At 72.9% G+C, this 20,954-nt stretch carries 19 protein-coding genes; 9 read left to right on the top strand and 10 right to left on the bottom strand.

Annotated features, from left to right (window positions below):
- Positions 1 to 20 precede the first annotated feature (20 nt).
- From ACFQ53_RS09655 to ACFQ53_RS09645, 3 genes are all read right to left on the bottom strand, one after another.
- Positions 21 to 851, bottom strand: a complete 831-nt coding sequence (locus ACFQ53_RS09655; protein WP_377858767.1) for an SDR family NAD(P)-dependent oxidoreductase — start codon at positions 849 to 851, stop codon at positions 21 to 23.
- 115 nt (positions 852 to 966) lie between these two features.
- Positions 967 to 1,788: an HAD-IIB family hydrolase gene (locus ACFQ53_RS09650; protein WP_377858764.1), complete on the bottom strand. Its 822-nt coding sequence runs from the start codon at positions 1,786 to 1,788 to the stop codon at positions 967 to 969.
- A gap of 130 nt (positions 1,789 to 1,918) precedes the next feature.
- A complete protein-coding gene (locus ACFQ53_RS09645) occupies positions 1,919 to 4,189 on the bottom strand; it encodes an FAD-dependent oxidoreductase (protein ID WP_377858762.1) in 2,271 nt (756 codons plus the stop codon).
- A gap of 351 nt (positions 4,190 to 4,540) precedes the next feature.
- On the opposite strand from ACFQ53_RS09645, the gene ACFQ53_RS09640 reads away from it, so the two are divergent.
- The 3 genes from ACFQ53_RS09640 to ACFQ53_RS09630 all read left to right on the top strand — a co-directional run bounded on the left by ACFQ53_RS09640 (position 4,541) and on the right by ACFQ53_RS09630 (position 7,870).
- A complete protein-coding gene (locus tag ACFQ53_RS09640; protein ID WP_377858759.1) occupies positions 4,541 to 5,917 on the top strand; it encodes an NAD-dependent succinate-semialdehyde dehydrogenase in 1,377 nt (458 codons plus the stop codon).
- A gap of 135 nt (positions 5,918 to 6,052) precedes the next feature.
- A complete protein-coding gene (locus tag ACFQ53_RS09635; protein ID WP_377858756.1) occupies positions 6,053 to 7,102 on the top strand; it encodes a GNAT family N-acetyltransferase in 1,050 nt (349 codons plus the stop codon).
- A gap of 63 nt (positions 7,103 to 7,165) precedes the next feature.
- Positions 7,166 to 7,870, top strand: coding sequence for a YdcF family protein (locus ACFQ53_RS09630; protein WP_377858753.1), 705 nt, complete (start codon positions 7,166 to 7,168; stop codon positions 7,868 to 7,870).
- An 11-nt stretch (positions 7,871 to 7,881) separates the two neighbouring features.
- On the opposite strand, the gene ACFQ53_RS09625 is transcribed toward ACFQ53_RS09630, so the two are convergent.
- On the bottom strand, positions 7,882 to 8,517 hold the full coding sequence (locus ACFQ53_RS09625) for a phosphotransferase (RefSeq protein ID WP_377858751.1): 636 nt from the start codon (positions 8,515 to 8,517) through the stop codon (positions 7,882 to 7,884).
- Positions 8,518 to 9,075: 558 nt separating this feature from the next.
- On the opposite strand from ACFQ53_RS09625, the gene ACFQ53_RS09620 reads away from it, so the two are divergent.
- Both ACFQ53_RS09620 and ACFQ53_RS09615 read left to right on the top strand, forming a co-directional pair.
- Positions 9,076 to 9,600: a DUF1992 domain-containing protein gene (locus ACFQ53_RS09620; protein ID WP_377858749.1), complete on the top strand. Its 525-nt coding sequence runs from the start codon at positions 9,076 to 9,078 to the stop codon at positions 9,598 to 9,600.
- Positions 9,601 to 9,619: 19 nt separating this feature from the next.
- Positions 9,620 to 10,432, top strand: coding sequence for an HAD family hydrolase (locus tag ACFQ53_RS09615; RefSeq protein WP_249478565.1), 813 nt, complete (start codon positions 9,620 to 9,622; stop codon positions 10,430 to 10,432).
- A gap of 16 nt (positions 10,433 to 10,448) precedes the next feature.
- Here ACFQ53_RS09615 and ACFQ53_RS09610 read toward each other — a convergent pair whose 3' ends face one another.
- Positions 10,449 to 11,348, bottom strand: a complete 900-nt coding sequence (locus tag ACFQ53_RS09610) for a maleylpyruvate isomerase N-terminal domain-containing protein (RefSeq protein WP_377858745.1) — start codon at positions 11,346 to 11,348, stop codon at positions 10,449 to 10,451.
- A gap of 86 nt (positions 11,349 to 11,434) precedes the next feature.
- Positions 11,435 to 12,847: a hypothetical protein gene (locus ACFQ53_RS09605; RefSeq protein WP_377858742.1), complete on the bottom strand. Its 1,413-nt coding sequence runs from the start codon at positions 12,845 to 12,847 to the stop codon at positions 11,435 to 11,437.
- Between the two features lie 160 nt (positions 12,848 to 13,007).
- Between ACFQ53_RS09605 and ACFQ53_RS09600 the strand changes: the two genes are divergently transcribed.
- Both ACFQ53_RS09600 and ACFQ53_RS09595 read left to right on the top strand, forming a co-directional pair.
- Complete coding sequence (locus tag ACFQ53_RS09600) at positions 13,008 to 13,691, top strand: class I SAM-dependent methyltransferase (protein ID WP_377858739.1); 684 nt, start codon at positions 13,008 to 13,010, stop codon at positions 13,689 to 13,691.
- Positions 13,692 to 13,783: 92 nt separating this feature from the next.
- Complete coding sequence (locus ACFQ53_RS09595; protein ID WP_377858736.1) at positions 13,784 to 14,167, top strand: MauE/DoxX family redox-associated membrane protein; 384 nt, start codon at positions 13,784 to 13,786, stop codon at positions 14,165 to 14,167.
- Here the strand turns inward: ACFQ53_RS09595 and ACFQ53_RS09590 are convergent.
- The gene (locus ACFQ53_RS09590) at positions 14,130 to 15,665 is read right to left on the bottom strand and encodes an MFS transporter (protein ID WP_377858733.1); all 1,536 of its coding nucleotides are present in this window, start codon (positions 15,663 to 15,665) and stop codon (positions 14,130 to 14,132) included. The two genes, ACFQ53_RS09595 and ACFQ53_RS09590, sit on opposite strands and share 38 nt — an antisense overlap.
- Positions 15,666 to 15,827: 162 nt before the next feature.
- On the opposite strand from ACFQ53_RS09590, the gene ACFQ53_RS09585 reads away from it, so the two are divergent.
- Together ACFQ53_RS09585 and ACFQ53_RS09580 are read left to right on the top strand one after the other, a co-directional pair.
- Entirely contained in the window at positions 15,828 to 16,367 is a 540-nt protein-coding gene (locus tag ACFQ53_RS09585) for a TetR/AcrR family transcriptional regulator (RefSeq protein WP_377858730.1), read from the top strand.
- A 64-nt stretch (positions 16,368 to 16,431) separates the two neighbouring features.
- A complete protein-coding gene (locus ACFQ53_RS09580) occupies positions 16,432 to 17,514 on the top strand; it encodes a hypothetical protein (RefSeq protein WP_377858727.1) in 1,083 nt (360 codons plus the stop codon).
- 24 nt (positions 17,515 to 17,538) lie between these two features.
- On the opposite strand, the gene ACFQ53_RS09575 is transcribed toward ACFQ53_RS09580, so the two are convergent.
- From ACFQ53_RS09575 to ACFQ53_RS09565, 3 genes are all read right to left on the bottom strand, one after another.
- Entirely contained in the window at positions 17,539 to 18,840 is a 1,302-nt protein-coding gene (locus ACFQ53_RS09575; protein WP_377858724.1) for an ABC transporter substrate-binding protein, read from the bottom strand.
- Between the two features lie 241 nt (positions 18,841 to 19,081).
- Positions 19,082 to 19,981 carry a PHP domain-containing protein gene (locus ACFQ53_RS09570; protein WP_377858721.1) on the bottom strand — a complete coding sequence of 300 codons (900 nt, stop codon included), beginning with the start codon at positions 19,979 to 19,981 and terminating at the stop codon, positions 19,082 to 19,084.
- Between the two features lie 57 nt (positions 19,982 to 20,038).
- The gene (locus ACFQ53_RS09565) at positions 20,039 to 20,914 is read right to left on the bottom strand and encodes a nucleotidyltransferase domain-containing protein (protein WP_377858718.1); all 876 of its coding nucleotides are present in this window, start codon (positions 20,912 to 20,914) and stop codon (positions 20,039 to 20,041) included.
- Positions 20,915 to 20,954: the final 40 nt, after the last annotated feature.

Raw genomic sequence — 20,954 nt, 5'->3', positions numbered from 1 at the left:
TCCCTGCCCCGAGGGGAGGGTCAACGCTCCTGGCCGCGCGCCTCTCCGAGCACCTCGCCGCGCCGCATCATCCGGCCCACCGTGGAGGCCACCAGACGCGTGGGCAGCACGCGACGCGTCAGCTGCGCCATCGCGGTGTTCGCCATCCCGGGCACCACGGTCGACGGCGGGTGGCGCCGCGAGAGCGCCTTGAGGGCGGCCTCGACGACCTCGTCCGGCTCCATGCGCGGCAGGCCCGCCGCGGCCGCCTCGCCCGCGACCTCGAAGAACTCGGTCTTCGCGGGGCCGGGGCAGAGGGCGAGCACACGCAGACCGGCGGAGCGCGACTCCTCCCACAGCGCCTGGGTGAAGTTCAGGACGAAGGCCTTGGAGGCGCCGTAGACGGCGAGGCCGGGGTTCGGCTGGAAGGCGGCGAGGCTCGCGAGGTTCACGAGGATCCCGTTCCCGCTCGCGCGCAGGTCCGGGAGGAACGTCGCGGTGAGGTCCACGAGCGCGTCGACGTTCAGGCGCACCATCTCGAGGGTGCGCTCGTCGTCGACCTGGTGCAGGGCGCCGGAGTACCCGAAGCCCGCATTGTTCACGAGCCCGGTGAGGGTGATGCCGCGCTGGGTGAGGTCGCGGCGCAGCGCGGCCGCGGCGCCCTCGCGCGCGAGGTCCATGGTCAGCGTCGTGACGGTGACGCCGTGCGCGGAGCCGATCTGCGAGGCGACCTCGGCGAGGCGGTCGGCGCGGCGGGCGACGAGCACGAGGTCGGCGCCGCGGGCCGCCAGCTGGTGGGCGAACTCGACGCCCAGGCCGGAGCTCGCGCCGGTCACCATCACGGTCGCGTTCTCGAGGTGCAGCGGGCGCATGGGCCGGTCCTTTCGGTGGGACGGGTGGGGAGGAGGGGAGTCGGAGACGAGGAAGGGGCGGGGGAGTGGAGGAGCTGGGAGTGAAGGAGATGAAGGGGCCGACGGGCCCGGGCGGTCAGAGCAGTCCGAGCCGGTCCAGGGCGAGGGCGAAGCCGTTCCCGCTCGGCGGTGGGACCACGAGGTCGGCGTGCTCGAGCAGGGCCGACGCGCCGCCGTCGATCGCGACCGCGGTGCCGGCCGCCTCGAGCATGCCCAGGTCGTTCGTGCCGTCGCCCACGGCGATCGCGGCGGAGACGTCGGCCCCCAGGTGCTCGAGGATCAGCCGCATGCCGTCGGACTTGTCGACGTCGACCAGCTGCAGCTCTCCGGCGTGGGATTCGTCGGTCGCCACGGAGTTCGGCAGTGGCCGCAGGGCGGGCCCGATCTCGCGCGCGAGCACCTCCATGGGGACCGGGCTGCCCCACACGGAGATCTTCGCGAAGCGGTGGGCGGTGAGATCGTCCGGGGTCTGCACGGAGGCAAGGATCTCGCGGGCGTTGCGCTCGGCGCGTCCGCCGTCGGAGAGCCGCGCCCGCATCACCTCCGCGGTGTGCGGGGTCGTGAAGATCGCGTCGGAGGCCTCGAGGGCGAAGCCGACGCCGTGGTCCAGCAGCACCTCGGTCGCACGTCGGCCGACGTCCTCGGGCACCAGGTGGTCGCACAGGCGCTCGCCGCCGATCTCGACGACCGCTCCGGCGCCCGTGATCGCGCCGTCGAAGAGCTCGCGCACGGCGCGCGGCACCATGCAGATCGCCCGGCCCGTGCTCAGCAGCACCGTGTGCCCGTTCGCGCGGGCACGGCGGGTCGCCTCGATGTGGGACTCGGGCACGACGCCGTGGTCGGCGAAGGTGCCGTCGAAGTCGGTGAGGACGATCCGCGGGAAGGCGGCAGCGGGCATGGCGGGATCTCCTCCACGTGGACTGGATGCGGCGCGAGAGCGCCGATCAGCACGGTAGCAAGAGGCGGACGTGACCGCCCGCGCGAGCTCGGGCCGGGCCCGCCCGGCCGACCTCGGCCCGGCGGCGGCCTCAGAGCGCGGCGGCGGTCTCGACGGCCTGGCGGATGGCGCGCTCGGCGTCGAGCTCGGCGGCGACGTCGGCCCCGCCGATGACATGCACGCGCGGCGCATCCTCGCCCTGCAGGGCGAGCAACTCGTCGGCGAGGGTGCGCTCGGAGACCTGGCCCGCGCAGATCACGACGGTGTCCACGGCGATCACGCGCTCCCGGGACTCCGCGTCCTGCTCTTCGGGCCGGCCCTCGGGCAGTCCCTCGGTGACGTGCAGACCGGCGGCGTCCACGCTGCGGTAGGCGACGCCGCGGTGCTCGATGATCCCGGCGTGGCGCAGCTCGGCGCGGTGCACCCAGCCGGTCGTGCGGCCCAGTCCCTTCCCGATCTTCGAGCTCTTGCGCTGCAGCAGGTGGACCTCGCGGGGGTGGGCCGTGACATCGCGGGGGCGAGTCGCGACGGAGGAGGTCGCCTCCGTCCGGGGTCGGTCCGCGACGGCGAGGGCCGACGGGGCGAGCCCGGCGGGCGTTGTGGTCGGTGTCGATGCGGCCGACGGGGCGAGGCCTCCGCGGAACGCGGCCGGGTCCGCCATTCCCCAGCGCTCGCGCCAGGCGGGCGGGTCCTCGGTGAGGGACGGCTCGGGGGCGGTGAGGAACTCGGCGACGTCCACGCCGATGCCGCCGGCGCCGATGACGGCGACGCGCTCGCCGACCGCCGCGAGGGCCTCGTGGCGCGGCATCGACAGCAGTTGGGCGTAGCTCAGCACCTGGGGGCCCTCGGCCCCGGCCTCGTTCGTCGACGTTCCGTCCGCGCTGTCGCGCGCCGCCGGCACTTCCGCCGTCGCGAATCCGGGGAGATCCAGCACGCGCGGACGGACCCCGGTCGCGATGATGACGTCGTCGAAGCCGCGCAGGGCCTCCGCGTCGGGCCGCGTCTCGAGCTTCACGTCCACGCCCTCGGCGGCGAGCCGCGTCCGCCAGGAGCGCAGCGCCTCGGCGTACGCCTCCTTGCCCGGGATGCGGGAGGCGAACAGGAACTGACCTCCGAGCTGCGAGGACGCCTCGAACAGGGTGACCACGTGGCCGCGTTCGCCCGCGGCGACGGCGGCCTCGAGCCCTGCCGGTCCGCCGCCGACGACCGCCACCTGCCGTCGGCGCGGCACCGGCACGGGCAGCAGGGTCAGCTCGGTCTCGCGGGCGGCGCGCGGGTTCACCAGGCAGCTCGCGCGCTCGCCGGAGAACACCTTGTCCAGGCACGCCTGGTTGCAGGAGATGCACGAGACGACCTCGCGCTCGCGCCCGCTCGCGAGCTTCGCGGGCAGCTGCGGATCGGCGAGGAGCTGGCGCGCCATGGAGACGAGGTCGGCGGACCCGTCGGCGATCACGGACTCGGCGAGGCGCGGGTCGTGCAGACGGTTCGAGGCGACCACGGGCACGTCGACGCTCTCCCGCAGACGCCGGCTGACCTCGATGAATGCGCCCGACGGCACGGACGTCGCGATCGTGGGGACGCGGGCCTCGTGCCAGCCGATCCCGGTGGAGAGCACGTCCACGCCGATCTCCTCGAGCGCGTGGGCGAGCGCGAGCGTCTCCTCCCAGTCCTGGCCCTCGGGCACGAGGTCGAGCAGTGAGATGCGGTAGGTGAGCAGGGCGCGCGGACCGATCGCCTCGCGCACGGCGATCGCGACGGCCAGCGGCACCGCGCGGCGGTCCTCGGCGGTACGCCCGAAGCGGTCCCGACGGCGGTTGGTGCGCGGGGCGAGGAACTGGTTGAGCAGGTATCCCTCGGACCCCATGATCTCGACGCCGTCGTACCCGGCCTCGGCGCCCGCCCGCGCGGCCCGCGCGAAGTCGGCGATCGTGCGCCGCACCCCGGCGCGGGTGAGCGCCCGCGCGCGGAACGGGGTGATCGGGGACTTCCCGGCCGACGGGGCCGCCGCGAGGGGGTGGAAGGAGTACCGGCCCGCGTGCAGGAGCTGCAGGACGATGCGTCCGCCCGCCTCGTGGACGTCCCGCGTGACCAGGCGGTGCGTGTCCATCCGACGCGGCCGGATCTGCGCACCGTGCGGGGTGAGGCGTCCGCTGAGGTTCGGCGAGTACCCGCCCGTGACGATCAGCCCGACGCCTCCGCGGGCCCGCTCGGCGAGGTGCGCGGCGAGCTTCGGGGCGTCGGCCTCCTCATCCTCGAGACCGACGTGCATCGACCCCATGACCAGCCGGTTCGGCACGGTGATCGGGCCCAGGTCCAGGGGCGAGAGCAGATGCGGGAAGGAGCCCTGGGTGAGCTCGGGCATGGGGACCTCCGATGGGCCGGTGCTGAGCGACGTCCGATACAGGCTACGGGGACGACGAGGCACGAGGGCACAGGCCTCCGTCGAGCTGGGGGTCGATCCCGTCGAACCCGCGCGTCTCGGCGCGCGCCCCCGGCGGATGCCGACGAAGCCCGCTCCTCCGCCGGGCCGCGAGATGCAGACCGTCCGGTCAAGCGGTCGGGGGAGGGGAGCACGTCCGACGGCGATTCGCGAAACTCCCTGGACATCAGGGTTCTCGCACCGTCGCGACCCCCCCCGGCTCTCCACGGACGAGTGCGAGCTCGAGCAGCCCGGCCTTTACAGGCGGTGGCCCCCTCCCCGTAGCGTGGTCGTATGGCTGGATACACGACCACCAACCCGACAACGGGACAGACGATCAGGGAATATGACGGCCTGGACGAGGCAGGGGTGGAGAGGACCTTGTCGCAGTCGTCCGACGCATACCCGGAATGGCGGGACAAGGGGGCGGCAGAGCGCGCCGCGATCCTCGAGCGTGCCGCCGATGCCTACGACGAGCGGCAGGAGGAGCTCGGTCGGCTGATCGCCCAAGAGATGGGCAAGCCGCTCGCCCAGGGTATCGGCGAGGCGCAGCTCGCGGGTTCGATCTACCGTTGGTACGCGACGCACGGTCCCGAGATCCTCCGGAGCGAACAGCTCGACCCCCAGGGGGCACAGGAGTCGCTGGTCCAGACGGAGCCGATCGGCCCCCTCATCGGGGTGATGCCGTGGAACTTCCCCTACTACCAGGTCGCGCGCTTCGCGGCCCCGAATCTGGTCGCGGGGAACACTATCATCCTCAAACATGCCGAGATCTGTGCGGCATCGTCGTCGGTGATGGCGGACATCCTTCACCAAGCGGGCGCCGCCGCCGGTGTCTATGCGAATGTCTTCGCCGGTCATGAGCAGATCGCTGGCATGATTGCCGACCCGCGGGTGCGTGGGGTCTCTCTCACGGGGAGCGAGCGCGCCGGCGCTTCGATCGCCGAGACAGCCGGGAAGAACCTCAAGAAGGTCGTGCTGGAGCTGGGGGGCTCCGACCCCCTCATCGTCCTCGAGGACGCGAACATCGACGAGGTCGCCCGCACCGCCGCCACGGCTCGGCTCTCCAATGCCGGGCAGGCCTGCAACTCGCCCAAGCGAATGATCGTGGCCCATCACCAGGCGCAACAGTTCACCTCGAGGGTCATCGCGTCGTTCGAACAGGCTGTCGTGGGCGATCCGACCCATGAGGGCGTCGACGTGGGTCCGCTGTCCTCGGTCGGCGCGCGGGATACCGTCGTCGAGCAGGTGTCGCGTGCCGTGGAGCAGGGCGCGCACCTGCATGTCGGGGGCGAGGCGATCGAGGGTGACGGCGCGTTCATGCGTCCAGCCGTCCTTTCGGGCGTGACGCCGGAGATGGACGCCTATTCCGAGGAGATCTTCGGCCCCGTCGCCGTGATCCACGAGTACGGATCCATCGACCAGGCAGTGCAGCTGGCGAGCGACGTGCCGTTCGGCCTGAGCGGATCCGTGTGGGGCGCCGACCTCGAGCGCGCGAAGGAGGTCGCAGACCGACTGCAGGTCGGGATGGCCTACATCAACGAGCACGGTACGACCCTTGCGGGGCTCCCGTTCGGTGGGGTCAAGCGCTCCGGGTTCGGCCGGGAGCTGGGTCGCTGGGGCATGGGCGAGTTCGTCAACACTCGCCTGCGTCGAACCTCCGCTGCCTGACCGTCAGCTGCGGAGCCGCAGCCGTCGACCTCGCCTCGCGGGTGGTCGACGGCTCCCAGCACCCTGTGCAGGCATAAGCGCCCTGTGCGGGTATATCTGTGGACGGACTGCCCACCGCGTGGTCGACTGGCGCTCATGGAGATCACCGTCCGCCCGCTGAACGTCGACGAGCCCGGCATGCTCGAGCAGCTGAACGCGCTCCACGAGGCCGACGACCGCGACCTCTTCGGCGCGGTCGACAAGCACACCGTGGCCCAGCGTCGCGCGATCCTCGCCGACACCCCCTACTGGACCGTGCAGCGCTGGGTCGCCGAGGTCGAGCCGATGGACGGCGGTGCGAGCGTCGTCGGCCTGTGCACGGTCCATCTGGCTCTGGAGGAGAACCTCGACGCCGTCGACCTGGGGCTCGTCGTCCACCCCGCCTTTCGCGGGCACGGCGTCGCGACCGCCATGATCGAGCAGGCCCTGCGGCCAGCCATCGCCGCATCCGGCCGCCATCAGGTGTCCTACTGGGGCGAGATCCCCGCCGAGGGCGACCCCGACGACCCGGCCCTGCCCACCCGTCGCATCGCCGCGCGTCTCGGCCTGGAGCGCCGGACGATGGGCGTCTGCCGCACCCTCGCCCTCCCGGTCCCGACGTCTCTGCTCGACGAGCTCGCCGCCGAGGCCGCCGAGAAGACCGACGGGTACGAGATCCGCCTGTGGGACGACGCGGTTCCCGAGGAGCACCTCGCCTCGTTCGGCGTCGTGCTGCGCCAGCTCGATCTCGACGACCCCGACGAGGACTTCGAATACGAGGCGCCGCAGTACACGCCCGAGCGGATCCGCACCTTCGAGAAGCGCCGGGCCGACGCGGGCACCCGCGTGCTGATCGCCGTCGCCCTGGCGCCCGACGGGTCCATCGCCGCCCACAGCGAGATCCACGTCCAGAGCTCGGCGGGCACGACGGTCGGCTGGCAGGAGAACACGCTGGTCATGCCCGGCCACCGCGGCCATCGCCTGGGCCTCGCGCTGAAGGTCGCCAATCATCGTCGGCTCACGCAGGCGTTCCCCGACCTCGAGCGCCTGGTCACCTGGAACTCGCACGTGAACCCCTGGATGATCAGCATCAACGAGAAGCTCGGCTTCGAGGTCGCATTCCGCGAGATCGGCTTCCAGGGCGAGGCGCGCGCCGACGGGGCCTGATGCCCAGGTGAACGGGTGGCGAACACGCTCATCGGCCACAGGTCCCGCCCGTACGATCACTGCGTGTCCCCCGTATCGCAGGCCCGTCCCCGCGACGCTCGCCGAGACCGGCGCTCGCCGCTGGTCCTCGCCGCGCTGGGTTCGATCGGGCTCGTGGCGGGCGTCCTCGCCGCGGGCGAGGTGCTCTCCGCCCGCGCGGCCCGTGCCGAACGCGCACAGCTCGAGGGGTCCTATCCCGACCGCGCACGGCCCGAGGAGGGGCCGACGGGCGGGTCCGAGAGCCTCCGCGAGGTCATCGTGGTGCTCGGCTACGGCAATCCCGGCCAGCGCATCAACGCGGTGAACCGCTGGCGGGTCGACGTGGGCCTGCGGTCCCGGGACCCGCAGGCCACGAGCAGCCTGCTCGTGATGGCCGGCGGGGCCGTGCACGGCGAGGTCTCCGAGGCCGAGCACATGGCCCGCTTCGCCCGGTCCGAGCGCGGCTACGCCGGGCCCCTCGTCCTCGAGGACGAGAGCGTCACCACCTGGGAGAACGTGCGCAACGCGCTCCCGCTGCTCGAGGACGCCGATCGCATCGTGCTCGCGAGCGATCCCCTGCACTCGGTGCGCGCCGAGGGCTTCCTGCGCACCCTGCGCCCCGATCTCGCCGCGCGCCTCGCGCCCGCCGAGGGCAACCGGCTCGGGGAGCAGATCCTCCGCAAGCCCGCCTTCGTCGTGATGGGCCTGGAGGGACTGCGTCGCGCCCGCCGCGACGGGCTCGTCTCCTGATCGCTCGCGCGTCACGCCAGCACGGGGTCCTCCAGCAGCCGCCCGAGCGTCGTGCGGCCGAGGTCGGCCATTGCCGGCAGCGTGCGCTCGTAGTACCAGACCAGTCCCAGCGCCTGCTCGAGCGCCCAGGCGGCCCCGCGCGCCCACTGCAGATCGGACGCCCTCAGCTGCTCGCGCAGCACCGCCCTTCTCTCCGCATCGAGCAGGTGCCAGGCGACGACGAGGTCCAGAGCGGGGTCGGCGGGTCCGAATCCACCGGTGTCCAGCACACCGACCAGGCGGGACGCGGTGCCGGTCACGTCGGCCCCATCGGCCCCATCAGTCCCATCGGCCCCATCGGCCCCATCGACCAGGAGGTTCGCGGGGATCAGATCGCCGTGGCACAGGACGTCGGCATCCTCTCGCGGAAGCGACCGGGCCCGATCCCACATCCGCCGCAGCCTGTCGACGGGAAGCAGGTGCTCGCTGCGCTGGAGGCACTCGGAGACCCAGTCGTCGTGGTCCGCCAGGCGACCGCCCCGGCCGCTCCCGGAGAACCGGCGCTCACCGGGGTCCGCGTCGCGCAGTGCCCCGATCAGTGCGGCGAGCTGACGGGAGACGGTGGCACGGTGCTCGATCCCGCGCGGCGTCGCCGGGATCCCGGGCACCCAGGTCTGCAGGGACCAGGGGAGCGGAAATCCGGGTCCGGGTCCTCCCACCCCGCCGGAGCGGGAGCGGTCAGCGGGCTCGCACGGGCGAACTCCGCCATCGCGCGCTGCTCCCGTACGAGATCCCGGCGCACCTTCTCCACAACGGCCCGCCGACGGGGGAAACGGGCTGCGAGAGAGTCCCCGACCCGCACGATGTGGCTGGTCGTACCCGCCGCGGGCAGGATGCGGACGCTGCACCCCGCGAGATCCGGTCGCAGGGCGACGAGGCACTCGGCGGCGACCGCGGCCGTCAGCGGGATCTCGTCCTCGTGCACGCTCACCCCGCGGAGGCTACGGACCCGCTCGTCGCGGGTCCATCGGATATCCGGCCGGCTGAGATCGCGCTCTGCTCGACCGGCGCCTCGACCCGCCGCCCTGGACTCCCGCCCGCCGCCGCGAGAGGATCGGGTCACAAGGGCGCATCAGAGGACGCGAGGACGCGAAGACGCGAGCACGCGACGGGCCGCATCGCGCCGCTCCCCACCAGAGCGTGCGCCCATCCGCGAGGAGGCTCAGATGATCCGGGACGGCAAATGGGTCGACGGCGCCATCGAGGAGGCCATGGCCCGCGGCGACTTCGACGACCTCCCCGGCAGCGGCAAGCCCCTGAAGCTCCCCGCCCATCACGACCCCGACTGGTGGATCAAGCAGCGCATCGCCGAGGGCGAGGTCGATCCGTCGGCGATGCTGCCCACGGTGGTGGTGCTGCGACGCGAGTACGCGGCGCGCGACGAGACCCTGGTCGAGCTCCCCGACGAGGCAGCGGTGCGCGCCTATGCCGAGGACTTCACGAAGCGGGTGATGGACGACCGGCTCGAGCACCCCATGGCCCGCATGATCTCTCCGACCCTGGAGACCGACGAGGCGCTGGCGCGCTGGCGGGAGCTGCGCGCGGCGCAGGCGGAGCAGGAGCGCGCGCAGCTCGAGGCGGACCGCGCGACGGCCGCCGCGTCACCGCGGCGAACCTCCTGGTGGCGAAGGATCCTGGGCCGGAGGGACGCGGGTCACGAGACCACTCCGAGCACGCCCGCCGGGCCGTAGTCGCCCGTAGACTCGGGGCATGTCCCCGGTCCGTCTGGTCGCCTCCGATCTGGATGGCACTCTGCTCGATGACGCGGGCGCCCTCACCGAGCGCACCGCCCGCACCTGGCGGGCCCTGTGGGACCACGAGATCGAGACCGTGCTGGTCACGGCCCGTCCGCCGCGCTGGGTCGACGCGCTGGCGGGGATCACCGGCGCCCACGGCGTGGTGCTCTGCCTGAACGGCGCCTTCGTCTACGACGCGGCGAACCGGCGCGTGCGCAGCCACCACGCGATCGCGCCGGGAACGGTGCAGGAGATCGCTGCGCGGCTGCGCCAGATCCCCGGCATCCGCTTCAGCGCCGAGCTCGCCGGCGGCGCGCACCGCGAACCCGACTACCTCGGCGGCACGCCGGCGGGTGTGCTGCGCACGGAGGCGGCGTCCGTCGGCCCGATCGAGGAGGTGCCCGGACCGGTCGGGAAGCTGCTGGCCCGCAGCGACGAGCTGGGGGAGCGCGAGTTCCTGGCAAGGGTCCGGGTGCTGCTCGGCGACATGGCGCTGCTGTCGACCTCGTGCGAGGGCGGTCTCGCCGAGATCGGTCCGTCGGGCGTGACCAAGGCGCGGGCCCTGGAGACGTGGTGCGCGGATCTCGGCATCAGCGCGGGCGAGGTCTGGGCCTTCGGCGACATGCCCAACGACATCCCCATGCTGGAGTGGGCGGGCACCGGCTGGGCCGTCGCGAACGCCCATCCGGACGTGCTCGCGGTCGCCGATCGCGTGTGCGCCGAGAACAGCGCCGACGGCGTCGCCGAGGCCCTCGAGAGCCTGCTGCCCGAGCCCGCGGGCGCGTGAACGCGCTCGCGCGCGCTCAGTCCACGCCTTGGGCGACGCGCTCCCGCACCGCCCGCACGGCCGCCGCATCGCCCGTGAGGTCGACGCTCTGCGGGCCGTCCTCGAACACGTCCAGCGCACGCTCCCTGCCCCACAGCCACAGGTAGAGCGCCGGGGCGAGACCGCTCGCGACCGCGCGGGGGAGGGCGTCGACGGTGTCGGACGACCCGTTCCCGTCTCCGCTGCCCTGGTTCCCGGCGGGCAGCGGACGGGCGAGCAGCTGCGAGAGCTTCTCGCCGTCGCGCGGCCGGGTCCCGTGCCAGCGCGCGATCTCGACCTCGATGCCCGCGCCGGTCCCGTCGCCCTGGCCGTCGCGCACCTGCAGGGTGAGCACGGCGAGCGGCTCGACCTCCGCCCACTCGGGGATCCAGTCCCAGCTCGCGGCCCACATGACGCCCACCGCGTGATCGATGCCATCGGTCGCGACGTCCTCGCTGACCGCGGTGACCGGCAGGTTCGCGGTGAGCTGCGCGTCGACGCGGTGCACGGTCGCCTCGTGAACCTGCATGCGCCGGGTGAAGCCGACGGTCTGGTCGGCGGGGAACCACGACCAGCAGGCCTCGGCGCCGCCGCGCGTGGTGAGCTGGGCGAGGAGCGCGGCGGTCGCCTGCTCGCGCCGTTCGACGAGCTGGTTGCGGGCGCCAGGGCCCTCGGGGCGCGGCACCTTCGCGTTGTCGACCGACTCGGCGTCGGCATCGGTGAGAGCGCCGCTGCCCAGCACGCCCGCCCAGAACTCGTGCACCTCGGTGAGGTGCCACAGAAGATCGACGGAGGTCCAGTCGGGACAGGTGGGAACGGGGGCAGAGGGGTCCGGTCCGCGCAGGGCGTCGGCGAAGCGCTCGGCCTCCTCGGCGATGAGGTCTGTGGCCTGAGTCATACGACCAGTCAATCACTCCGCGGGCCAGCGGGCAACGGAGATCCGGCCCGCCTCTCCGCCCCGGGGCCGTGCCGCGGTCCGCGCGATCAGCTCTCGCGGAGCGCGTCGAGCGTGAGCAGGATGTTCGCCGCCGTCCACGCCAGCGGCGCGACCGCGGCCGGCGAGCCGTCGGCGAGGACCTTCTCCGGCAGGGACCCGTCCGCCGTGCGGTGCTGTTCGAGCCATTCGAGCAGGTCGTGCGCGCCGTCGGCGTCCCCCGCGCGGGCGAGGCCGAGGGCGAGCATCGAGGTCGAGGGCGTCCAGCTGACCCCGTCGCGGCGCCAGCGCGCACCGGGGGCGATGCCGCCTGCGGGCCGCGCCAGGGATGTGCGCAGGGCCCGCAGCTGGTCGGGCCCGACGATGCCGTGGCTGCCGGTCGCATCGAGGAAGGCGAGGGCGGAGTCGGCGCCGCCGCTGCGGGCTCGGCGCTGGAAGCCGTGGGGGCCGAAGGAGGTGACGAGGACGCGGCGGAAGGCCTCCGCCCCGTCGGCCCTCCCGGCGTCCTCGGCCTCGGCCCCGTCCTCCTCGGCTCCTTCCCCGTCGAGCCGCCCGGCTGCCTCGAGGCCCGCGAGCGTCGAGGCCATGATCCCGAGCGTCACCGCACGCTCGCTGACCTCCCAGTAGTCGGGCGAGACCGGTGGCAGCTGGGTGCCGTGGTCGGTGGCGCGCAGCAGGGCGTCGCGACTGGTGGTGAGCAGGGGATCGAGGCGGCGTTGCGCCGACGCCCGGGCGCTCCCGGACTGCGTGCCGATCACCTCTGCGGCGGCCCAGAGCGCGAGGCCCGTGCCGTCGAACTGGCGGGGGCGCTCGTCCGGGGCCTCGCCGGTGGTGGGGGAGTAGCGGGCCTCGAACCAGCCGTCGGCGGACTGCAGATCCTGCAGATGGGCGAGGTGGTCCAGGGCCGTGTCCACGTGGCCGATGCGCGCGAGGGCGACCGCGCAGAAGGCGGTATCGCGGGGCCAGATAAAGCGCCAGCTCGTCGACCAGCCGGCGACCGGGGCCGGCAGGCCGTCGCTGAGTGTCCACAGGTCCCAGACCGCGCTGCGCGCGAGATCGGCGAAGCGGTCGGGGACCTCGGCGAGCCAGGTCGCGACACCTTCCATGAAATCGTCGGCCCGGCGGGCGGCGGGGGAGTCGGCGGGTGTCCCGGCGAGCAGCCTGGTGCCGGGCTCGAGGCGGGGTGAGGAGTCGGCTGATCCGGCCGAGGCGGAGCCTGAACCCGAGGCCGAGCCCGACGGCGGGGCGAGGAGGGTGCGCCGACCGTCCCCGTCGACGGCCACGGTGCTCGAGTACAGGGAGATCTTCGCGTTGCCCGGCAGATGCTCGCTGAGCAGGCGGTGCGCCCCGGCGCCGAGTCCGCCGAGGGCGATCACTGCGCCCCCTGCACCGAGGGTCTGCAGCGCGCGGCGGCGCGTGGGCGGGGGTGTCGGGGTGTCCGGGAGCGCGGAGTCATGCGTCATCGAGCCCCCTTTCCTGCTCGGATCAGTATGCCGGAGAGCCGTGGTCCGCGCGCGTCGGGACGGTGGGGCAGAGGCATGGCAGACGGGCGCGGGCGGATCGCCGACGACGGCCGGGCGACGGTCGATGCCCGGCGGACGACGGGACGTACCGTAGGACCGCATGGGCCTCCGCGATCATCTCGACTCCCGCCTCGGCACCGCTGCGTCGCGGGCGATGCACGACCTGAACGCCCGGCACCCGTGGAGCCACAACGACCACTTCCACAGCTGGATCCTGCATGAGCTGCCGGAGCGTCGGCGCGCGGCGCTCGACGTCGGCTGCGGACGCGGTGGGCTGCTCGCCGAGCTCGCGCCCTGGTTCGATCGCGTCGAGGGGATCGACCGCGACGCCGGGATGCGCGAGGCCGCTGCACGGCGCACGGCGGACGTTCCGCAGGTGGACGTCCTGGACACGCGCCTCGAGGACCTCGAAGGGCCCTTCGACCTGATCACGATGATCGCGGTGCTGCATCACCTGGACCTCGAGCAGGCGCTGACTCGGGTGCGGGATCTCCTCGCGCCCGGCGGGCGCTTCCTCTGCGTGGGCCTCGCACCGCCCGCCTCGGTGCGCGACCACGCCTGGGACATGGCGTCGATGGTGACGAATCCGCTGATCGGCGCCGTGAAGCACCCCTGGCCAGCGCGACGGGAGCCGAGAGCCGACGGCGTGGACGCGCCCCCGATCGAGGGCCCCGGCATCCCGCTCGACGAGCTCGTGCGACGGGCCGCCCCGATCCTCCCGGGGCTGAGGGTGCGACGCCGCCTGGCCTTCCGCCACACCCTCGACTGGACCCGGCCCGTGTGAACCCCGCGTCGTCGGGCGCTGCGCCGTCGGGCCCTGCACCGCGCGGCCGTGCTCTGCACCGCGCGGCCGTCCCGCGGGCATAGCCTGGGGCGATGAGCCACCCCGCGCGCACCCGCAGATTCCTCACCGCCCTGCTCGCCGGAGCCGGGGTCATGCACTTCGCGAAGCCGGCGCCCTTCGACAGCATCGTGCCGCCCGTGCTGCCCGGAAGGGCCCGCTCCTACACCTATGCCTCGGGCGTCGCGGAGCTCGCGGTCGCCGGGCTGCTGGCGGCGCCTGCCACCCGGCGTCTGGGCGGGGCGGCCTCGGTCGCGCTGTTCGTCGCGGTCTTCCCCGCGAACGTGCAGATGGCGTGGGACTCCCGGCACGCCTCCGCGGTGCGGCGGGCGATCGCCGTCGGGCGGCTGCCGCTGCAGGGAGTGCTGGTCGCCCAGGGGCTCAGCGTCGCGCGGGACGGCGCTCCCGCATCGCGATGACCACCATCGCGGCGGCGGCCACCATGAGCACGACGCCCACGCCCGCCGTATAGGCGACGCCGGAGTCGAAGGCCTCCCGGGCCGAGCTCAGCAGCGCCTCGCCCGTCTCGCCGCCCAGCGAGCGGGCCGCATCGGTCGCGCCGCCCAGAGTCTGCCCGGCGGCGTCGGCCGCTCCGCCGCTCAGTGCCGTCGGTACCTCGACATGCGCGCGGAAGGTCGCGTTGAGGATCGAGCCGAGGATCGCCGTGCCCAGCACCGCCCCCGTCTCGTAGGCGGTCTCCGAGATCGCCGAGGCCGCGCCCGCCCTGCGTGCGGGAACGGCACCGAGGATCTCGTCGTTCGAGATGGTCTCCGCGGTGCCGACGCCCGCACCGACCACGGCGAAGGCGAGCACGAGCGCCCCGTCGGACCCGGCCGTGCCGGTGACCAGCACGATCCCGTAGCCGACGGCGTTCATGAGCAGTCCCGCCGCCATCGCGTGAGCGGGACGGACCCGCGGCACCACGCGCACCACGAGCAGGCCGGCCACGATCGTGACCACGAGCCCCGGCAGCAGGAGCAGGCCCGCCTGCATGGGGGAGCGGCCGCTCACGAGCTGCAGGTGCTGGGAGAGGAAGTACAGGAATCCGACCAGCGAGAACACGCTCAGCAGGTTCGCCGTCACCGAGGCGCTGAAGGCGGGGATGGTGAACAGGCGCACGTCGAGCATGGGCTGCTCGCGCGTGACCTGGCGGCGCACGAAGGCGACGCCCGCGAGGACCGCGATGCCCGCGGCCAGCACGACGGGGAGGGAGATGCCCGCGTCGGCCGCGGTCTTGATCGCCCAGACGAAGGGCGTCATGGTCGCCATCACCAGCACGATGCTCAGCGGGTCGACGGGGCCCGGCTGCGGGTCGCGCGACTCGGGCACGAGGATCGGCGCGAGCGCGAGCAGCGGCACCAGCATCGGCAGGGCCAGGAGGAACACCGAGCCCCACCACAGGTGCTCGAGCAGGAAGCCGCCCAGGATCGGGCCCAGCGCCGCGCCGCCCGAGAACCCGGCCGCCCACAGCGCGATCGCGGTGCGGCGCTCGCGCGGGTCCTCGAAGATGTTGCGGATCAGCGAGAGCGTCGCGGGCATGAGCATGGAGCCGAACAGGCCCATCGCCGCGCGCAGGCCGATGAGCGCGAGGGCGCTCGGTGCGAAGGCCGCGAGTGCGGAGACGGCTGCGAAGCCCGCGGCGCCGATCAGCAGCAGCCGGCGGCGCCCGATGCGGTCGCCCAGGCTGCCCATCGGCACCAGCAGGCCTGCCAGCAGCAGCGGGTAGATGTCGACGATCCACAGCAGGGCCGTCCCCGAGGGCCGCAGCGACTCGGAGATCGCGGGCAGCGCGAAGGACAGCACGGTGTTGTCCACCGACACCAGCAGCACGGGGAGCATCAGCACCACGAGGGCGGCCCAGCGCCGTCGCGGCGAGGTCGACGTGCCGATCACCGGGATGGGGCTCGTGATCGTCATGGTCTTCCTCCTTCGATGCGGCGGGTGCGTGGGATGCGGTGGATGCAGGGTGTGAGAGTCGCGCGGGATCCGGGGTCGACGGGGACAGGGCGCATCGCGCCGACCGCTCCAGACTAAACCGTCCAGACGGTACAGTAAACAGCGGGGCCTATGGTGTGGGTCATGTCCGCACGTGAAGACGTCCTCGACGCCCTCGAGGAGATCCTCATCCGCGACGGTGAGCGCGCCGCGACCCTCGACGCCGTCGCCGCTCAGGCCGGGGTCTCCAAGGGCGGACTGCTCTACCACTTCGGCTCCCAGCGGGCCCTCGTGGAGGGCCTCGCCGAGCGGATGCGCGAGCGCGCCGCGCAGGACGTGGAGCTCATGGCCGAGGCGTCCGACGGTCCCTCCGCCTACTTCGTGCGCACCTCCGTCTTCGAGGACACCCCGTTCGACCGCACGCTCGTGGCCGCGACCCGCCTCTCCGGCAGGGACGACGCCCCCGTGCACCAGGCCTTCGCCGACATGCGCGAGGGCTGGCTCGCGCTGATCCGCGAGGAGGTCGGCGACGACGCCCGGGCCGAGGCGATCATGCTGATCGGCGACGGGCTCTACTACAACGCCGTCCTCGATCCCGCGTTCCAGGCGGGCGACGCCGTGCGCGCGAAGGCCATGCAGGGGCTGCTCGGCGTCGTCGAGCAGCTGCGCGACGGCACGGCGTGAACGCGGGCGAGGTATGAGCGCGGGCGCGGCGTGAGCTCGGGTCTGGCGTGAGGAGGGCTCCGACGTGAGGGCCGCAGAGCCGCCCGCGACCGAGCGCGAGGTGGGCGGCGCACTGCTGCTGTCGGCCCTCGCGCTGGTCCTGCTGCTCGCCTCGACCTGGATCCTCGTCGCCATCGCGCTGCAGGATGCCCCGGTCCCTCTCGTCTCCGCAGGCCGCAGCGTCTTCGTCGTCATGGGCCTCGGTGTGCTCGCATCTCTCGCCTCCCGCACGGGGCGGACGGGCGGCGAGCAGGGCCCCGCCGCGTCGTCCGCGGACGCAGTGCCCGCCGTGCCGACGGCGCCTGCCGTTCCGGCGATGCCGGCGCGCACCACGGTGCTGCTCGCGCTCACCGGAGTCACCGGGTACACGATCGCCTCGACCGCAGCGATCGCCCTGGCCGGTCCCGACATGCCCGCGCTGATCCTCACGCTCGGTCCGGCCGTGGTGATGGCGATGGAGGCCGCGAGCGGGCCGGCGCGCGCACACCGCCGCGAGGTCGTGGCCACGCTCGCCGCGGTCGTCGCGACCGCTCTCTACGTCGCGGCGCGACCCGGTGGCGAGGGCGGTGGCGGGCATCCGTTCGCCGGTGCGGTCTGCGCCGTCGCGGCGATGCTCCTCATCTCCTGGTACGGCGTCGCCTTCTCCCGCACGAATCGTGGGTTCAGCGGGTCCATGGCGCGCAGGATCCTCCCGATCCACGCGATCGGTGTGGTCCCGCTGATGCTCTGGGCCGCCGCAGCGATGCTCGGCGGGGATCGCCTCACCCTGCGCGCGCTGCTCGTGCTGGTGGTGCTCGGGATCGTGGTCTACGTGCCGGTCTACCTGCTGCAGCACCGGATCATCGTGCGCGCGGGCGCGACCTTCAACGCGCTCCTGGGACTCGTCGTCCCGATCTTCGTCGGCGTCGTCTCGACCCTCCTCGGGATGACGGCGCCGCTGGGGCCCCTGCAGTGGTGCGCGGGCCTGATCGCGCTCGCGGCGATGGGGGTCGTCGTCATCTCGCGGGCACGGGGCGGGAGCCGATCGCGCCGGCGTGAGGACGGCGCTGTGGAGTCAGCCGAGACCGGCGGGACAGGCGAGGGCCGGTCCGTCGATCCCTGTTCGTGACGGTCGGCGCCGACGCGGCGGAGGTCAGGACTGCATGCCCTGCACCGAGCTGAGGATCGCCTGGGCGGCGTCCTCGAGCGACTGGCTGCCGAAGTAGTAGGCCTGGGAGAGCCGGGTGAAGTCGTCGGAGAAGCCGACGCCGGAGGTGGGTGTGACCCGCGGGGTGGGGGCGACCTCCTTCTGCATGTCGCGTGCGAAGTCCAGGCAGATGGTCTCGATCTCGTCGAGGTCGGGCTCGATCTCGTCCTGCACGGCAGGGAACCCGGTCACGCCGCGCTCGATCTTCAGGGCCTTGGCGGCGCCGGGATCGGTGAGCAGGAAGTCCATGAGCAGGCCCGCGTTCTGCGCGGACCGGGACCGCGACGAGATCGACCAGTACATCGACGCCTTGTTCACCATCTGGGGGCTGCCGCTGGTCAGCGCGGGCAGGCGCCACAGCGTCATGTGCGCTTTCGAGGAGGTCTGGAACGTCTGGATCTGCGTGTGGAACTGCAGGTGGAACGCTGATCTTCCGGTGCCGAACAGCCCCTGTTCGACGCCCGCCGCCGTGTCCTCGATCTGCGCCGAGACGGAGGGGACGGCCCGGGCGTCGACGAGCTTCTTCGAGTAGTCCAGGAACGAGGCGATCGTGTCCAGGCTGACCAGGGTCTCGTCGGATCGGGGGAAGACCTGCTCTCCGGACTGGCGCGCCCACGCCGCGAGCTGGTCTCCGCCCTGCCCGAAGCCGTCCAGGCCCACGATGTCCTTGCCCTCGTCGGCCGCCCACTCGCTGATCTGCGCGGACGTCTGCATGAGGTCGTCCCAGGTCCACGACGTGTCCTCGGGCGCATCGACCCCCGACTCCTCGAGGATGTCGGTGTTCACCCCGACCGACAGGATCCCCGTGCCCAGCGGCGCGCCGACGAGCGTCCCGTTCTCGAGCCGTCCCGTGTCGAGGAGGCTCTTCTCCATGTCGGAGAGATCGAGGACGTCGTCGAGCGTCTCCAGATCGAGCAGGGCGCCGCGGGTCCCGTAGGAGTCGATGTACTTCTCGTCCATCTGCAGGAGGTCCGGCATGCTCCCGCCCGAGGTCTGGGTCGCGAGCTTGTCCCAGTACCCGGTCCACTCGCTGTACTCGGGCGTGACCGTGATGCCGTTGTGCGCGTCCTTGAAGAGCCCGAGCGCCTTCTGCGTGAGCTCATGGCGCAGGTCCCCGCCCCACCAGTAGGTGCGCACGGTGTTCGGATCGCTGTTCGACCTCGAGGGGAGGTTCGGCCCGCAGGCGCTCAGTGCCGACGCCGGACCCAGAGCGGTCATCAGCAGCAGGGTCTGGCGACGGGTGAGCATTCGGGGCTCCGTTTCGAAGAGGGCGGTGTCGGCGTCGGTGCCGGAGTCGTCTCGATCATGCGGCGCCGGTCGTGGCGAGTCCGCGGATGAGGAGGCATCGGCGCCTCCTCATGCACCGAGCATGGTCGATCGCCCGGGCATCATCAAGGACGGGCCGAGTCCTGGGCGCCCGTCCGCACCGTCGTTCCATGGCCCTGCGCGCGCGGGCCACCCGCGCGGATGTGCGAGCCTCGCGCCTCGCTCAGCGTCGCCACATGTCCCACGGGCGATCGCCGGGACGGAACCCGAAGTGCTCGAGCATGGCTGTGGCCTCGTGGAACCCTCCGGCGATGCCCGCCGGCACGTGCGCATCGCTGCCGAAGGCGACGGCCCGTCCTCCCTCCTCGGTCCACCATTGTGGGATCCAGGGCCACAGTCGTCGGGTGTTCATCTCGAGCGCCCTCCCCGTCGCGGCGAGCGACCGCATCGCCGAGCGGAAGCCCTCCTCGAACTCGCGCGGATCGAACGGGCCGGCGGCCTCCGTCGGCCAGGACCTGACCGCGTAGTCGATGTGCGTGAGCACCTCGAACGTGTCCGAACCCTCGACCATTCGGGGGATCTCCGCGAGGTAGGCGTCCATGACGTCCGCGGGGGAGCGGTGGCGGTAGAGGGTCGTCGGCTCCGTACGATCCTCCGTCCCGCCGCTCTCAGGGAAGGGGAGCGTGTGCAGCGACCCGTTCACGCGGTCGAAGCGGCCGCGTGCGAGGAGGTCGGCCGCACGATCGTCGTGCAGGTGCGGCTGCCCGTACTCGACGCCCGTGAGGATCGTGAGCTCGGGGAACCGGGCTCGGCACCGGTCGACGTTCTCGAGATAGCCCTCAAGATCGAAGGACGGCAGGTGCACGTACCCGTCGTCGCCGATGTGGCGGTCGGCGTGCCCACCGAGATCACCTCGCTCGGCCCGCCAGCACGGATCCAGGTCCACATGCTCGGTGAACACGAGGGCCGGGAGGCCGATGCGTATCGCCTGCGCGCAGGTGCGATCCATGCGCCCTGCTGCGTCGGGATCGGAGCCGCTGTCCCATGACCATTCGCTGTGGACGTGTGCGTCGGCGGGGAGCAGGTTGCGGGGGCAGCCTCGCAGGTCGAAGGGCATCGTCATGAAGCGAGCATGATGCCTGTTCCGCCAGGCAACAAGGTCCCGTCGATCTGCAGACGGTCATCCTCGGGCGAGCTGCTCCCGGGTCTCGCGCACGAGTTCGGTCGCCTCGACGACGGAAGTCGCCAGGCGAGGAACGCGGTCGTCGATCGGAGATCCGCCTGCCTCGCCAGCCTCCGCGGATCCCTCCGCGCCGATGCCCGCGAGGATCTCCGTCGCGCGCGCCGCGAAGCCGTGGGTGTCGATCGGGAGGTGCTCGACGCCGGGTATCAGGCCCTTCTCGTTGGTCACCCAGGCGCCTGCCTCGGCGCACCACGCATGCGCGCACCACAGGAGTGCGCATGCGCAGCACAGCTCGATGTAGCCGACATCGACCCGGACGGCCGCCTTGGCCGCCCCGCCCAGCAGGAACTCCGCGTTGACCAGGTGGTCCGTGAACGCACCCCGAAGCGCGCGCGGGTAGGGGTCCAGGCCTTCGCGCAGCTGCTCGACGAGCTCCCCGGGATCCGCGAGCGGGGTGCAGACAGCGGCCTCCGCCGCGTACGCGATATCGAGGAAACCCAGCGGGTGGCCGAGCTGGTGGTGGAAGGCGAACTCGCCCGCGATCGCCCGGTCCCGCTGCGCGCGCACCCGCGAGGTCTCGCGCAGGATGAGGTCGACGGCGGTGTCCTCGATGGTGAGCCACCCGCCGCCGTCGACCCAGGGACCCCATCCGCCGGGCCCAGCGACGTCGACCGGGGCATCGGCGATCTCGCGCGCGACCTCCCTCAGTGCGTGCATGTCCAGGTGCTCGGCGTCGTAGTAGAGGCCGAGGTCCACGTCGGACCCGTCGTGGTGGGTTCCGCGGGCTCGGCTGCCTCCGAGCACCACGGCCTCGACGCCGCCCACAGCATGCAGCCGCTGCGCGATCCGGTGCAGTTCGTCGTCCTTCAGCATGTTCGTCTCCGTTCTGCTCGTGCCTCGGCGGCGCGGAGTG

This window comes from Brachybacterium sp. NPDC056505 (assembly GCF_042794925.1).
Classification (GTDB): domain Bacteria; phylum Actinomycetota; class Actinomycetes; order Actinomycetales; family Dermabacteraceae; genus Brachybacterium; species Brachybacterium kimchii.
The sequence above is the reverse complement of the archived record's forward strand: the minus strand, read 5'-3'. Positions and strand labels throughout refer to the sequence as shown.

Coding starts and splice junctions, on each gene's coding strand:
- ACFQ53_RS09655 (WP_377858767.1), bottom strand. CDS start 851: ATGCGCCCGCTGCACCTCGAGAACGCGACCGTGATGGTGACCGGCGCG.
- ACFQ53_RS09650 (WP_377858764.1), bottom strand. CDS start 1,788: ATGCCCGCTGCCGCCTTCCCGCGGATCGTCCTCACCGACTTCGACGGC.
- ACFQ53_RS09645 (WP_377858762.1), bottom strand. CDS start 4,189: ATGCCCGAGCTCACCCAGGGCTCCTTCCCGCATCTGCTCTCGCCCCTG.
- ACFQ53_RS09640 (WP_377858759.1), top strand. CDS start 4,541: ATGGCTGGATACACGACCACCAACCCGACAACGGGACAGACGATCAGG.
- ACFQ53_RS09635 (WP_377858756.1), top strand. CDS start 6,053: ATGGAGATCACCGTCCGCCCGCTGAACGTCGACGAGCCCGGCATGCTC.
- ACFQ53_RS09620 (WP_377858749.1), top strand. CDS start 9,076: ATGATCCGGGACGGCAAATGGGTCGACGGCGCCATCGAGGAGGCCATG.
- ACFQ53_RS09615 (WP_249478565.1), top strand. CDS start 9,620: ATGTCCCCGGTCCGTCTGGTCGCCTCCGATCTGGATGGCACTCTGCTC.
- ACFQ53_RS09610 (WP_377858745.1), bottom strand. CDS start 11,348: ATGACTCAGGCCACAGACCTCATCGCCGAGGAGGCCGAGCGCTTCGCC.
- ACFQ53_RS09605 (WP_377858742.1), bottom strand. CDS start 12,847: ATGACGCATGACTCCGCGCTCCCGGACACCCCGACACCCCCGCCCACG.
- ACFQ53_RS09600 (WP_377858739.1), top strand. CDS start 13,008: ATGGGCCTCCGCGATCATCTCGACTCCCGCCTCGGCACCGCTGCGTCG.
- ACFQ53_RS09595 (WP_377858736.1), top strand. CDS start 13,784: ATGAGCCACCCCGCGCGCACCCGCAGATTCCTCACCGCCCTGCTCGCC.
- ACFQ53_RS09590 (WP_377858733.1), bottom strand. CDS start 15,665: ATGACGATCACGAGCCCCATCCCGGTGATCGGCACGTCGACCTCGCCG.
- ACFQ53_RS09585 (WP_377858730.1), top strand. CDS start 15,828: ATGTCCGCACGTGAAGACGTCCTCGACGCCCTCGAGGAGATCCTCATC.
- ACFQ53_RS09575 (WP_377858724.1), bottom strand. CDS start 18,840: ATGCTCACCCGTCGCCAGACCCTGCTGCTGATGACCGCTCTGGGTCCG.
- ACFQ53_RS09570 (WP_377858721.1), bottom strand. CDS start 19,981: ATGACGATGCCCTTCGACCTGCGAGGCTGCCCCCGCAACCTGCTCCCC.
- ACFQ53_RS09565 (WP_377858718.1), bottom strand. CDS start 20,914: ATGCTGAAGGACGACGAACTGCACCGGATCGCGCAGCGGCTGCATGCT.